This is a genomic window from Saccharothrix sp. NBAS 001, from assembly GCF_056640475.1.
Genome location: NZ_CM153251.1, coordinates 2,145,007 through 2,158,179, shown reverse-complemented (window position 1 = coordinate 2,158,179; position 13,173 = coordinate 2,145,007). Strand labels below are relative to the sequence as shown.

The following is a 13,173-nucleotide window of genomic DNA, read 5'->3' as shown; positions in this document are numbered from 1 at the left end:
ATTTCCGGTTCACGGCCGCACGGCGACGGGAAAACGCCATGAAAAACCTCGGCCCGACACGTTCGGTCTCGATCGTCCTCGACCCGGCCTGCGGGTGGTCGTTCATCGGCTACACCCGGTTCGCCCGCGCCGCCGCCCGCCGCCGCAGCGAGGGCGGCGCGGTGGCGGTGACCTTCCGCCCCTACCAGATCGACCCCGACGCGCCGGCGGTGGGCGAGCCGCTGCTCGACGTGCTGCGGCGCCGGTTCGGGCCGGGCGCGGCCCTGGACACGAAGGAGTTCACCGCCCTCGCGGCACGGGAAGGCGTGGTCCTGGACTACGCCCGCGCGGTGCACAGCAACACGTTCGAGGCGCACCGGCTCATCGCCACGGCCGCGCGCCAGGGCCTCGCCGAACGCGTGGTCGACCGGCTGTTCCACGCGCACTACAGCCACGGGCTGGACATCGGCGACCCCGGCACGCTGGCCGACCTCGCCGCCGGCTGCGGGGTCGGCACCGGCAACCAGGCCACCGCCTCGGAAATCCGCACGGCGCTCACCCACGTCCGGGCCAGCGGCGTGCGCAGCGTCCCGGTGTTCCGCTTCGAGGGCGGCCCGGAACTCGTCGGCGCGCAGCAGCAGGGGACGCTGCTCACCGCGTTGCGCGCGCAGACCCGACCGGTCGGCCGCCCGTGAGCGGGCCCGCCGGGCGGCGCGGGGAACGCCCCGCCGGAGGAAATCCCGGTGCTTTTCGCGGCGGATTCGACCGGGCGTCCGCGAACTCCTCCCGGAGTTTACCGCAATGGCCCAGTGGTTCGCCCGGTCGCGGCACTACGCTCGAATTCTGATGAGCGAGCTGAACCAGGCGGTCCCGGCGCGTTTTCCGCGACCGTACGACATCGCCGGAATCGACGAGACCGTCCACACCCGGGGTGCCGCGATCCTGGTGGACGCCTTCCCCGAGGATCTGCGCGCCCGCGCGGACGCGGAGATCGAGCGGTGGCTGGCCGAGCGCACCGACCCCGGCGCCGGGATCTCCCGGGGTCCCGGCGCGCTGCGCCTGCAGGCGCTGGTCAGCAAGCTCGGCTGCGCGCCGGAGTTGATCACCCAGCCGGACGTGCTGGCGTGGGCCCGGCGGATGCTGGCACCGCGCTGCACGCGGGTGCTGCTCAACTCCGCGGAGTACCTCGAACGCGAGCCCGAGCCGCCCAACGACCAGGAGATGTGGGGCAGCCACCGGGGCACCGACATGTGGCCGCCGGCCGCGCCTGCGCCGCACCCCGTGGCGGTGCACGCGATCGTCGCGCTGGTCCCGTTCACCAGGGGCAACGGCGGCGTCTGGTTCGCCGCGGACAGCCACCGGCTGCCCGTGGGCGAACGCCCCGACCCGCGTTCGCTGGTGCGCGCGGTCATGGGCGCGGGCGACGTGCTCCTGCTCCGGTCCGACGTGATCCACGGCGCGGGCACCAACGGCAGCACGCTGCGCCGGCGCGCGTTGTCCATCGGCTACCAGGTCGACTGGCTGCGCCCGGCGGAGAACAACACCCTCAACGTGCCGCCCGCGTACGCCGCCGGCCTGCCGGACGAGGTCCAGGAACTGCTCGGCTACGGCAACGACCCCGTGCTGGGCCGCTACGAGGAGGGGCCCGCGCGGACCGCGTTCGCCGGGATCCACGCGGACGCCCGGCCCGACGTCGGGGTGCCGGCCGGGTAGTCGGTGCGGCGGGGCGGGTCGCTACAGCCAGGCGGGCAGGGTCGGCAGGTCGGGGCGGTCGGCCCGGCCGGTCAGCCAGGCGGCGGCGACGTCCACCGGCAGGTCGACCCGGCGGGGCGTGCCGCGCCCCGCGATCTCGTGGGCGCCCTCGGGCGTCGCCACGACCAGGGCCGGGCCGTCGGCGCGGCCACCGCGCAGACCGGCGGCGTCCTCGACCAGCGCCCGGCAGAACGCGACGGGCAGGTCCGCGAACGTCACGCCGGTCCCCAGGTCGACGGCGTGCACGCACACCTCGCGGGCCCGCAGCCACGGCACCTCCCGCGCCCGCACCCCCCGACCGGTCGCGGTGACCACCGGTACCGCCCACGCCGCCTCGGGCAGCGCCGCCACGGCCGCCGCGAACTCCCGCGCGGTGCGCCGGACCCGGCCGCGCAACTCCGCCGCCGGACGGGCCGCGCCGGCGTCGATGTCCCCGGCGCGCTGCCCCGGCGAGGCGTACATCCGGCACTCGACCCCGGTGCGGGCCCAGGAGAGCAGCCTGCCCAGCGCCTCGGCGTTGGACGCCACGTGCGCGAGCAGGTGCCGCCTGGTCCAGCCGGGCAGGCCGCAGCGCTCGTCGAGTTCCGCGTCGGCCAGCCCGTCCACTGCGTCGAGCAGCAGCCCGGTGCCCTCCTCGACCCACGTCCCGGCGGTCACCCGGCGACCCGGCGGGCGGTGTTGGTCAGCCGGCCCAGCCCGTCGATCTCGGTCACCAGCACCGAGCCGTCCGCCAGGTAGCGCGGTGGCGTGCGGGCGTGGCCGACGCCGCCGGGCGTGCCGGTGGCGATCAGGTCGCCGGGGTTGAGCGTGATGATCCGGCTCAGGTAGCCGACCAGCGCGACCGGGTCGAAGACGAGGTCGGCGGTGTTCGCGGCCTGGACGGTCTCGCCGTCGACCGCGCAGCGCAGGTCCAGCGCCGGGCGCACCCCGCCGGGCAGCTCCTCCGGGGTGACCAGGTCCGGGCCCAGCGGTGTGGTGGCCTCGAAGGTCTTGCCCTGCAACCACTGCGGGGAGCGGTACTGCCAGTCCCGCATGGTCACGTCGTTGAGCACGGTGAACCCGGCGATCGCCGCCTCGGCGTCGGCCGGGCCGGCGCGGCGCGCGGTCGTGCCGATCACCACGGCGAGTTCGGCCTCCCAGTCGACCGCGCCGGACCCCTGGTCCAGGTCGATCGGGTCGGTCGGGCCGACCAGCGCCTCCGGGAACTTGGCGAACAGCGTCGGGTGCTCGGGCGGTTCGCGGCCCATCTCCAGGATGTGGCTGCGGTAGTTGAGGCCGACGCAGAAGATCTTGCCGGGGCGCGGCACCAGCGGCGCGCGGTCGGCGGTGGCCGCGTCGTGCCGGGGGCCGTCGGCCCGCGCGCGGTCGCGCCACCGGGGATCGGCGAGCAGCGCGCCGACGTCCGGCGCGTCGAGTTCGACGGCGGCGCCGTCCTCGACGCGGGCGGCGCGGGTGCCGTCCGGGGTGCGCAGGGTCGTGAGCCTCATGCGGGGTTCCCTTCCACCGCGACGCGGTCGGCGTGCAGCAGTTCGAAGATGGGGGTGTCGGCGAAGCGGAACAGGTCCAGCGCGGACTCGGCGGTGAAGCTCAGCGGGGCCCAGGAGGGCACCGCGACGAGGTCGCCCCGGCCCACCGGCCAACTCCGGTCGCCGACCCGGACCACCCCGGTGCCGTCGAAGACCTGCCACACCGCCGAACCGACCTCGCGGCGGGGCGCGGTGCGGGTGCCGGGCACCAGCCGGTGCACCTCGGCCCGGATGGTGGGCAGCACGTCGCCGCCGGTCGTCGGGTTGGTGAAGCGGACCGCGGCGTGCCCGGGTTCGACCACGCCGGGGTGCCCCTCCCGTTCCAGGGCGAGCTGGTCGGCCAGCGCGGCGTCGGTGTGCTCCCACCGGTAGGCCGCGATCGGCGAGCTGACCGCCGGGCCGGGCCGCGAGACGGGGCGCAGGCCGGGGTGCGCCCAGAGGCGTTCGGCGCGCGAGGTGGCCGGGGTGGCGCGGTCGGCCACCGTGTCCGGGCCGAACTCGAAGAACGCCGACCCGGTGTGGTGGACGAACGGGATGTCCAGGCCGTCCAGCCACGCCATCGGAGTGTCGCTGCGGTTGTGGTGGCCGTGGAAGTGCCAGCCGGGGGTGAGCAGGAAGTCCCCTCGGCGCATGGCGACCGGGTCGCCGTCGACCACGGTCCACACCCCCTCCCCCTCCACCACGAACCGGAACGCGTGCTGGGTGTGCCGGTGCACGGGCGCGTCCTCGCCGGGGTTGAGGTACTGGATCGCGGCCCACAGCGTCGGCGTCGCGTAGGGCGCGCCGCCCAGACCGGGATTGGCCAGCGCGATCGCGCGGCGCTCGCCGCCGCGACCGACCGGCACGAGCGCGCCGGAGCGCTCGGCGAGGGCGAACAGGTCCGGCCAGCGCCAGACGTGCCCGGTCGCGGCCGGGGTGGGGGTCGCCGGCATCAGGTCGCCGATCTCGGTCCACAGCGGGACCAGCGATTCCCGCTCGAACCCCCGGTACAGCTCGGCGAGTTCCGGTGACGGGGTCGGTTGGCCGGGGCCGTCGACGGCCTCGACGCGGACGGGGGTGGTCATGCGGTGGCTCCTTCGTGGTGGGCGGGGGCGGGTCCGCCGCGCGCGACGGCGAGCAGCACCAGGCCGGCGATCGCGGCGGCGATCGCGAAGACGAGGAAGTTCGCGTCGACGCCGCGGCCCGCGCCGAGCAGCAGCCCGCCGACCTGCGGTGCGGCCACCGCGCCGATCCGGCCGACGCCCAGCGCGGTGCCCAGGGCGCGACCGCGCAGCGCGGCCGGGAAGTGCGTGGTGACGGCGGCGATGATCAGGCACTGGGTGCCGTGCGTGCCGGCGCCCGCGAGCACCATGACCAGGTAGGCCACCCCCGTGCTCGGACCGGTGAGCAGCAGCAGGAGGGCTGCGGCTGCGGTGGCGCAGGCGCACACGGCGGTGCGCACGGGTCCGAAGTGGACACCGGCCCACGCGCCCGTCAGCGAGCCGAGCACGGCACCGAGGTTCAACGCCAGCAGGAAGGCCAGCGCGGGACCGAGGTCGAACCCGGCGGTCCGCATCAGTTGCGGGAGCCAGGTGCCCAGGCCGTACCAGGCGAACAGCGTGGCCAGGGTGGCGAGCGTGAACAGGAGCACCGGGCGCAGGTGGGGCGGCCGGAACGCGGAGGCGGTGCCCGCCGGTCCGTCGTCGACGCCCCGGGCGAGCCCGAACCTCCGCTCGACCCGCTCCGCCTCGGCGTGCCTGCCGCGCGAGCGCAGCCAGGACGCCGACTCCGGCAGCCGGACCAGGCACACCGGCAGCACCACGACCAGGGCGGGCACCGCGAACAGGAACATCGTCCGCCACCCGTGGCCGGGCAGCACGGCGGTGCCGATCAGCGCCGCGAGCACGCCGCCGATCGGCACGCCGGACATCATCAGGGTGGCGACCACCGACCGGTGCCGGGCGGCCACGAACTCGGCCCCGAGCGCACTCGCCGCGGGCACCAGCCCGCCCAGGCCGATCCCGGCGAGCAGCCGGAACCCGCCCAGCGCGGCCGGTCCGCCGGCGAGCGCGCACAGCGCGGTGAACACCGAGAACCAGGCCGTGCACAGCAGCACGGTGCGCCGCCGGCCGAGCCGGTCGGACAGGTGCCCGGCGAGCAGCGCGCCGAGCAGCATCCCGACGAACGCGAGACTGCCCAGCAGCCCGGCGGTCGCGGGGGTGAGCCCCCAGCCGGGCTCGGCCAGCAGCGCGGGCAGCACCGTGCCGTAGACGATCAGGTCGTACCCGTCGAACACGACGAGCACCCAGCACAACGCGGTGACCGCGATCGCGGCCCTGCGGCCCGCCGTCGGCGTCCTTGCTCCGGTCATGGCCGGAACGCTACGAGCGTTCTGCTCAGCGGACGTTAGTATTCTGTTGTGAAGAACAAGCCCGCGTACGGCATCGACTCCGTCGACCACGCGCTGCACCTGGCAGTCCTGTTGCAGCAGGAAGGTCCGCTGCGGGTGACCGACGCGGCCGAGCGGCTGGGCGTGGCCCGGTCCACCGCGCACCGGTTGCTCGCCATGCTGGTCTACCGCGACTTCGCCGAGCGGGACGCGGACCGCCGCTACGTCGCCGGGCCGGTGCTGCGCCGTCCGGCGGCGGCCGAGCCGTCGGTGGACCTGCGCCGCACCGCGCTGCCCCACCTGCACGCGCTGGTCCAGCGGGTCGGCGAGACGGTGAACGTGCAGACCGTGGTCGGCGACCAGGCGCGCTTCGTGGTGTCCGTGGAGTGCGACCAGGTGCTGCGGGTCGGCAACCGCGAAGGGCGGATGGTCGCCGCGCACCTGGCCTCCGGCGGGCGCGCCGTGCTGGCCACCTGGTCCGACGAGGAGGTCACCGCGCGGTACTCGACGCCCGGCGCCCCGGTGGCGGACCTGCCCGCGCTGCTGCGCGACCTGTGCCGGATCCGCCGGCAGGGCTTCGCCGTCAACGACCAGGCGACCGAGACCGGCGTGACGGCGGTGGGCCGCGCGGTGCGCGGGGCCGACGGCGTCGCGGTGGCGGCGGTCGCGATCGCCATGCCCACCGTGCGCTACCGCAAGGACCGCCTGGCCGAGTGGGTGCGGACCCTGACCGCCACCACGAACCGCATCGAGCACGACCTCGCCTCGGCCGGGGAAGGCGGTCCCGCGACCGAACGCGCGCGGTAGCCGCTGTGGATAGGCTGTGGCGGTATGACTGCCGCGCTGGTGATCGTCGACATGCAGGAACTGCTGATCCCGTTGGTCTGGCGGGGCGGGGAACTGGTCGAGCGGATCGCCGGGCTGGCCCGCGCGGCCCGGCGGAGCGGTGCGTCGGTGGTCGCGATGCAGCAGATCGGGGCCCCGGGCACGACCTTCGACCCCGGCTCACCCGGCACCAGGCTGAGCCCGCGCCTGGGCCTGGACCAGCTCGACGCGGTGATCCGCAAGACCGCGACGGACGCGTTCTACCGCACGGACCTCGGGCCGTGGCTGGCCCGGCGGAACGTGGACACGATCGTGCTGACCGGCGTCGCCACTGATTACTGCGTGGACGCGACCGCGCGGGCCGCCCTGAGCCACGGCCTGGACGTCGTGCTGGTGGCCGACGGCCACGCCCCGGCCGCCGGCGGGGACCCCGAGGCGGGCCTGACCGCCGAGCAGGTCATCGCCCACCACAACCGGGTCCTCGGCCAAGCCGTCCACCCGGGCGGCACGCTCGGCGTGCGCCCGGCGGCGGAGGTCGCGTTCCCCCGTCGGGGCTGACCGCCCTCAGCGACCCGCCGCGCGGTCGTGGGCGCGCTGGACCCGTTGCGCGGCCAGCGAATCCCGCAGGTGCAGGACGGAGGCGTCGGCGAAGGTCAGCCGCACGACCGGCGGCACGCCCAGGCTGTGGCCGACGTAGACCGCCGCCAGCGCGGTCAGCCGGTCCGCGGGCAGTTCGGCGTGCGTGGTGAACACCGAGCGCGGTTCCTTCTCCCACAGCGCGGTCGGGTAGACCACGGCCACCCGGCGGTCGCTCACCACCAGGCGGGCCCGCCCCCGGCTGTGCGCGAAGTGGTCGGCCAGCCGGATCGCGTCGTCCGAGGGCTGCCGCGCCACCGCGAAGTACCCCAGCGTCCGGTCGTCGGTCCAGTCGACGTCCGGGTCGGCCGTGACGTGCCCGGTCGGCAGCGGCCAGTGCTCCTTGCCCAGGTCGAGCGCCGGCACGTCGCCCAGCGGGCGGTGCGGCACGTGCACGTCCGGGCCGATCCGGGCCGCCGCGTACGCCTCGATCGGCGGCAGGCCCAGCAGCAGGCGTTCGCCGGGGGCCAGCCAGAACCGGGCCAGCTCCCGCTCGACGGTCTGGTCCTCCGCGTCCAGCGGCTTGCTCATCGCGCACCGTTCGTCAGGTCGAGCGCCCGGCGGGCCGTTGGCTCGTCCGGGAACAGGAAGTCCACGCCCGAACCGTCCACGAAGGACACCCGCAGGCACGGGCGGGACTCGCGGGCGAACGGCGTGATGGACCCGATCAGCTCACGCGGGAACTCGTGCCGCACGGAGACCTCCGGCAGCGGCACCGGTTGCCCGGAGGTGTTGCGGCCGTAGTCGTGGTAGCTGCCCGCGATGATCTTCGCGGCGTCCACGCCGAAGTCCACCACGCCCTTGCCGAAGCTCATCGCCTTGCCCAGCAACGACTTCTCCGGCTCGGCCGGTGGCTCGGGGTCCGCCGCGCGGGCGACCAGCAGCCGCTGCGCGGTCAGCACCCACAGCGCGACCCCGCGCTTGCCCGGCGCGACCGGGATCGCCGGGACGGCCTGGTGCGCCAGGCACCCCGGCCCCGGGCCGAACACCAGGTGGTCGGGGGCCGGGGGTTTGTCCGACCCGCCCGCGTCGGCCCCGCCGAGCAGGGCCGCGCCGACGAAGTCGAGCGTGAACCCGCCCACGCCCCGCCCCACCGCGCGGACCCCGCGCCCGAGCAGGCTCTTGCGCGGGTTGCCGACCGCGTCCAGACCGTCCACGTCGAGGTAGAACGTCGCCCGGTTGGTCGCCCACAGCAGCTGCTCGCCGGGGCGGCAGACGCGGAGCCGGGCGACCAGCCCCGGCCCGGGTGGCGAGTCGAAGTTGCCCATGGCCTACTCGTACTCGAAACCGCGGTTCATGGCGTCCTTCCGCTCCTCGTCCGAGGACGGGTCCTGCCCCTTGTTGTAGCCGTACTTGATGCCCTGCTCGACGGCCAGGCCGGGCGCGTTCTCCATGATGCCGTTGGTGACCGCGGTCGGCACGTGCGAGGTGCCGCTGAGCCCGGCCGCGCGCAGGCCCGCCTCGGCCAGGTTGGTGGTCAGCGCGTTGGCGCCCTCGCCGTCGACGCCGTAGCGCGCCGCGAACCGGTTGCCGGTCTTGGACGCCATGGTCGCGGCCTCCTCGACACCGTTGACCACCCGGCGCTCCGCGTTGGCCTTGGTGACGATCTTGGCCAGCGGGCTGCCGTCGATCTGGCGGGCCACCCACTTCTGCGCCATGTTGCCGTCGCGCAGGCCCTCGGCCCGTTCCACCAGGTTCTTCAGCGGGCCCTTGCGCAGCTTCTGGAGCATCTCCTCCAGCCGCTTGATCAGCGGCATCAGCTTGCGCAGCAGCTGGCTGGCCTTCAGGCCCAGCCGACCACCCGCGATGGAGACCTGCGCGGTCGTCGCGGCACCGGCCGCGCCGAGCGAGCCGCCGGCGGTGATCCACGACGCCGCGATGGCCGCCAGCCACTCGATGATGAGGCCCATCACGAGTTCCTGGAGGATGTCGATGCAGATCTCCACGAACGCGTCGAACAGGTCCGCCGCCATCTCCAGGATCTGCTGCAGGCCGCGGACCTCGTCGGCGAACGCCTTCGAGCCGTCCGCGAACTCGCCCATCTGCTGCCGGAACTTGTCGCCGGCCGCGCCCTGCCACGCCTCGGCGGTGGCCTGCGCCCGGTTGTTCTCGTGGTCGCCCGCCTGGTCCAGCCACTCCGCGACCTTCGACCAGCCCTGCGCGGTGCTGCGCATCTGCTCCGGGTCGCCGATCACCGGTTCCAGCACGAACTCCACGATCGGGCTGACCACGATCCCGATCAGGAAGCCCAGGCCGTTGTCGATGAACGACTGGCCGGGGCTCATCACCAGCTGGAGCTGCTCCATCCGGGCGTTCACCGCGGCGATCGCCACGTCCGGCGGGCTGCTCGCGCGGGCCACGTCGCCCGACGTGCTGACCCACGAGCTGCCGTAGCCGGCGTGCTGCTCCAGGAAGCTCTTGCGCTGACCGTCGCCCGCGCCGTTGAGGTCGCCGAGCCCGCCGGGACCGCCCAGGCCGTTGCCCAGGTCGGTGAACGCCGACCGGATCAGGTCCTCGGCCTCCAGGTAGGTCTGCGCGGTCTGGTCGGCGCGCTCGGAGACGCCCTCCATGAAGGACTTGGCCTTGTCGGCCATGTCCTGGCACTCCTGGAGGCTGTCGAAGTACGCGAACGCCATCAGCTCGCCCAGCGGGCCGAAGCAGTCGTCGGACACCCGCGCCTGCTCCAGCAGCGTGGCCAGCCGGCCGAAGTTGCCCGCCGCCTCCCGCGAGCCCTTGCTGTGCGCGAGCAGCGCGGCGCTGTCCACGTCGTAGCCGGTCACTGGTCCCCCATCACCTCAGGATCGAGCCGAAGCCCTCGTCGTCGTCTCCGACCAGCGGAGCGGCCGGGCGGTTCCGCGTGACCGGCGGCACACCCGGCCGGTTCTGCTGCCACGCGGGCTGCGGCGGCCCGGCCGGCGGCGCGGCGGGCGGGGTCGCGGGACCCGGCCGGCCGGGCTGCGGACCGCCCTGCTGGGGGCCGCCGGGCGGCGGGGTGCCGGGCACCGGCTCCGGGCCGAGCGGCTGGATCGGCGAGTGCGCGTTGAACGCCTCGCTGAACTGCGCGGCCCGGTCGCCGAGCACCGGGCCGACGGTGTCCTGCAACGCCTGCGCGGCGTGCTGCGTGGCCTGCCTGATGGTCGACAGGATCTCCTGCTGGAGCTGCGTGTGGCTCTGCCGCATGGCGTTGGGCCCCAGTTGCAGCCCGAGCACCGCGCCGGACGGCGCGACGGTCACCACGACCGACCCGTCCGCGTTGCGCGCCTGCCCCCGCAGGTCCGCGAGTTTGTCCTTGATCTGGGCGACCTTGCCCGCCTGCTCCTGGAACGAGCGGATGGCGTCGTCCAGCCGTGCCCTGCGATCCGGCACCTGTCTTTCCCCCTAGTCACCACAGGCGCTTACTCCATCGGGGCCAACCGTAGCAATCCCGGCCGCGCGAGGAAGCGGAACGGGGGTTGTTCGCCACCACCGGTCCGCGGAATCGGCTGTTTCGGACACACCGCCCGGGTCGGCCGCGCGATGACGATCACCGGGCCGCCGGGATCGGCGACGGCGGCACGGGCGGTGCTCAGCGGTGCGCTTCGCGGATGGTGTCGCGCAGCCAGCGCTGGGCCGGGTCGGCGTCGAGGCGGGCGTGCCAGAGCAGGCGGACCTCCAGCGCCGGCAGGTCCACCGGGAGCGGGAACCAGCGGATGCCGAGCGCGGCACCGTGCTGTTCGGCCAGCCGTTCGGGGACCAGGCCGACGTACGGGCTCGACGCCACCAGCAGCGCGGCCACGGCGAAGGTCGGCACGACGGCGGCCACCTGCCGCCGGCGGCCCTCGGCGGCGAGCGCGTGGTCCAGCGGCCCGTGGGCGCGGCCGCGACGCGACGTCGAGACGTGGGGGTGGCGGCACAGCTGCGCCGAGGTCGGCCGGCGGGTGCGGCCCAGCGGGCTGTCCGCGCGGACGACGCCGACCATGCGATCGCGGTAGAGCAGGGCGGTGCGGATGTCGGGCGCCACGTCGTCGCCCACGCCGATGTCGAGGTCGACCGAGCCGTCCCGCAGGGCTTCGGCGCTCTCGCTGCCCTCCGCCACGAAGCGCAGGACCACGCCCGGCGCGACCGCCGCCGTGGCCTCGACCGCCGAGGTCACCAGGGTCGCCGCGACGCCGTCGTTGATCCGGATCGTGAAGGTGCGTTCCAGCTCCCCGATCGACAGCTCGCGGTCGGCGTCGACCAGGGCCGACGCCTCCTCCAGCAGGGATCGCACGCGGGGCGCGACGCGGAGCGCGAACGGCGTGGGGGCCATCCCCCGGCCCGCGCGGACCAGGATCGGGTCGCCCATCGCCCGCCGCAGCCGGCCCAGCGCCCGGCTGGTGGCCGGGATGGACAGGTGGAGGCGTTCGGACGCCGCCGTGACGCCGCCGTCCTGGAGCAGCGCGTCGAACACGCGCAGGAGGTTCAGGTCGAGCAGGTCGGTCATAGTTGCATCCTACGCAAGTCTGTTTGACCGAAGTTGCGTGGCGAGGCGTGGTCCGATCGCCCTAGCGTCGTGGCCATGGAATCGAAAGTCCTGATCCCCGGCCGTTCCCCGACACCGCGCCGACCGGCCCCGGTCTCGCAGCGCGGCCTGCTGGTCGCCATGTGCGCCTGCGTGGTGCTCGTCGTCGGCGTGGTCGCCGCGATCAACCTCGCCGTCCCGATGCTCGCCGCGAGCGCGCTGCACCCCTCCGCGTCCGCGCTGGTCTGGATCGTGGACGTCTACGTGATCTTCTTCGCCTGCCTGGTGATCCCCGGCGGTGCGGCGGGCGACCGGTTCGGGCGCAAGGGGGTCGTGCTGGCCGGTCTGGGGCTGTTCGCGGCGGGCTCGCTGATCTCGGCGGCGGCGCCGGACGTGGTCGTGCTGCTCGTCGGCCGGGCCGTCACCGGCGTCGGGGCCGCCGCCGTGCTGCCCAACACGCTCGCGGTGCTGCTGCACGCCGTTCCCGTCGGGCGCAGGGGCGCGACCATCGCGACGTGGGCGTCGATGACCGGGATCGGCGGGGTCGTCGGCAACGTGGGCGGCGGGGCGGTCCTGTCGGGCGGCTCGTGGCGCTGGCTGTTCATCGCCGCCGTGCCGGTCTCGCTGGCCCTGCTCGCGGCGGTGGCGCGGTTCGCGCCCGTCTCGGCGCGGCACGACCGCCGCCTGGACCCGCTGGGGACGGTGCTGCTCGTCGGCGCGTCGGTGGCGTTGCTGGTGGGCATCGTGCAAGGTCCGGAGGCGGGGTGGGGCAGTCCGCTCGTCGTCGGCGGGTTCGCCTGCGCCGCGCTGCTGTTCGTGGTGTGGACGGTGGTCGAGCTGAAGGTCGAGCACCCGCTGTTCGATCCCCGGCTGTTCCGGCTCACCGGCCTGCGCAGCGCGTGCCTCGGCATGACGACGGTCTTCTTCGGCATGTTCGCCCTGTTCTACGTCAACGCGTCGTTCCTCCAGTACGGCAAGGGGTTCAGCGTCCTGCTGACCGGCCTGGGGATCATCCCGCTGACGGTCCCGATCGTCCTGGGCGGACGCCACGTCGGCCGCCTGTCGCACCGCATCGGCGTCGACACCACCACCGCGCTCGCGTTCGTGTTCGTCGGCGGCGGGCTGCTCGGGCTGTCCACCAGCGACGCCGACACCCCGTACGCCGGTTACGCGGCGTGGCTCGTGGCGACCGGGATCGGCGTGACGCTGGCACTTCCGACCCTCTCCGGGGTCATCGCGGGCTCGCTGCCACCGGACCGCGCGGGGGTCGGCACCGGGTTGCAGGCCACCACCCGCGAGTTCGGCAGCGCCCTCGGGGTCGCCGTCATCGGCACGGTGCTCACCGCGCGGTTCGTCGCCGCGCTGCCCCCGGACGTCCGCGCCGACCACGACCCGCGGACCGTGGCCCAGGCACTGGCCGCGACCTCCGCCGACCGCCACCACGAGATCGTCACGGCGTTCGTCTCCGCCGCCGGCAGCGGACTGCGGGTGGTCGGGGTCGCCGTGCTCGTGCTCGGCGCGCTCGTGGTGCTCCAGTCGCTGCTGTCCCGGCCTCGCCATCGACTGTCGCGTTAGGACGATCGACCGGAGACCGCAGTTCTCGGGCC

The 13,173-nt window shown here is 74.8% G+C and carries 14 protein-coding genes; 5 read left to right on the top strand and 9 right to left on the bottom strand.

The features are described 5' to 3' along the window. The first annotated feature begins 38 nt into the window (after positions 1-38). Positions 39-674: a DsbA family oxidoreductase gene (locus AC0HI0_RS09195; RefSeq protein WP_480931865.1), complete on the top strand. Its 636-nt coding sequence runs from the start codon at positions 39-41 to the stop codon at positions 672-674. A gap of 151 nt (positions 675-825) precedes the next feature. Beyond that, on the top strand, positions 826-1,692 hold the full coding sequence (locus tag AC0HI0_RS09190) for a phytanoyl-CoA dioxygenase family protein (RefSeq protein WP_480931864.1): 867 nt from the start codon (positions 826-828) through the stop codon (positions 1,690-1,692). Positions 1,693-1,713: 21 nt separating this feature from the next. On the opposite strand, the gene AC0HI0_RS09185 is transcribed toward AC0HI0_RS09190, so the two are convergent. From AC0HI0_RS09185 to AC0HI0_RS09170, 4 genes are read right to left on the bottom strand one after another with little or no spacing between them, the layout of a single operon-like run. Beyond that, a complete protein-coding gene (locus tag AC0HI0_RS09185; protein ID WP_480931863.1) occupies positions 1,714-2,388 on the bottom strand; it encodes a maleylpyruvate isomerase N-terminal domain-containing protein in 675 nt (224 codons plus the stop codon). Then, positions 2,385-3,218 carry a fumarylacetoacetate hydrolase family protein gene (locus tag AC0HI0_RS09180; protein WP_480931862.1) on the bottom strand — a complete coding sequence of 278 codons (834 nt, stop codon included), beginning with the start codon at positions 3,216-3,218 and terminating at the stop codon, positions 2,385-2,387. Before AC0HI0_RS09180 ends, AC0HI0_RS09185 begins: the two co-directional genes overlap by 4 nt. After that, a complete protein-coding gene (locus AC0HI0_RS09175) occupies positions 3,215-4,321 on the bottom strand; it encodes a cupin domain-containing protein (protein WP_480931861.1) in 1,107 nt (368 codons plus the stop codon). The genes AC0HI0_RS09180 and AC0HI0_RS09175 overlap by 4 nt, the downstream gene beginning before the upstream one ends. Beyond that, the gene (locus AC0HI0_RS09170; protein WP_480931860.1) at positions 4,318-5,607 is read right to left on the bottom strand and encodes an MFS transporter; all 1,290 of its coding nucleotides are present in this window, start codon (positions 5,605-5,607) and stop codon (positions 4,318-4,320) included. Before AC0HI0_RS09170 ends, AC0HI0_RS09175 begins: the two co-directional genes overlap by 4 nt. A 48-nt stretch (positions 5,608-5,655) precedes the next feature. Here AC0HI0_RS09170 and AC0HI0_RS09165 point away from each other — a divergent pair, with 48 nt between their 5' ends. After that, a complete protein-coding gene (locus AC0HI0_RS09165; RefSeq protein ID WP_480931859.1) occupies positions 5,656-6,432 on the top strand; it encodes an IclR family transcriptional regulator in 777 nt (258 codons plus the stop codon). A gap of 24 nt (positions 6,433-6,456) precedes the next feature. Beyond that, positions 6,457-7,008 (top strand): isochorismatase family protein, encoded by a 552-nt coding sequence (locus tag AC0HI0_RS09160; protein ID WP_480931858.1) that lies wholly within the window; start codon positions 6,457-6,459, stop codon positions 7,006-7,008. Between the two features lie 6 nt (positions 7,009-7,014). On the opposite strand, the gene AC0HI0_RS09155 is transcribed toward AC0HI0_RS09160, so the two are convergent. From AC0HI0_RS09155 to AC0HI0_RS09135, 5 genes are all read right to left on the bottom strand, one after another. Next, positions 7,015-7,617: a hypothetical protein gene (locus tag AC0HI0_RS09155; RefSeq protein WP_480931857.1), complete on the bottom strand. Its 603-nt coding sequence runs from the start codon at positions 7,615-7,617 to the stop codon at positions 7,015-7,017. Then, positions 7,614-8,354 carry a hypothetical protein gene (locus AC0HI0_RS09150; RefSeq protein ID WP_480931856.1) on the bottom strand — a complete coding sequence of 247 codons (741 nt, stop codon included), beginning with the start codon at positions 8,352-8,354 and terminating at the stop codon, positions 7,614-7,616. Before AC0HI0_RS09150 ends, AC0HI0_RS09155 begins: the two co-directional genes overlap by 4 nt. A 3-nt stretch (positions 8,355-8,357) precedes the next feature. Beyond that, on the bottom strand, positions 8,358-9,866 hold the full coding sequence (locus tag AC0HI0_RS09145) for a WXG100 family type VII secretion target (RefSeq protein WP_480931855.1): 1,509 nt from the start codon (positions 9,864-9,866) through the stop codon (positions 8,358-8,360). Positions 9,867-9,876: 10 nt separating this feature from the next. Beyond that, entirely contained in the window at positions 9,877-10,452 is a 576-nt protein-coding gene (locus tag AC0HI0_RS09140; RefSeq protein WP_480931854.1) for a YbaB/EbfC family nucleoid-associated protein, read from the bottom strand. Between the two features lie 199 nt (positions 10,453-10,651). Further along, positions 10,652-11,548: a LysR family transcriptional regulator gene (locus AC0HI0_RS09135; protein ID WP_480931853.1), complete on the bottom strand. Its 897-nt coding sequence runs from the start codon at positions 11,546-11,548 to the stop codon at positions 10,652-10,654. Positions 11,549-11,707: 159 nt separating this feature from the next. On the opposite strand from AC0HI0_RS09135, the gene AC0HI0_RS09130 reads away from it, so the two are divergent. Further along, positions 11,708-13,141, top strand: a complete 1,434-nt coding sequence (locus tag AC0HI0_RS09130; protein ID WP_480934270.1) for an MFS transporter — start codon at positions 11,708-11,710, stop codon at positions 13,139-13,141. The last annotated feature ends 32 nt before the right edge of the window (positions 13,142-13,173 follow it).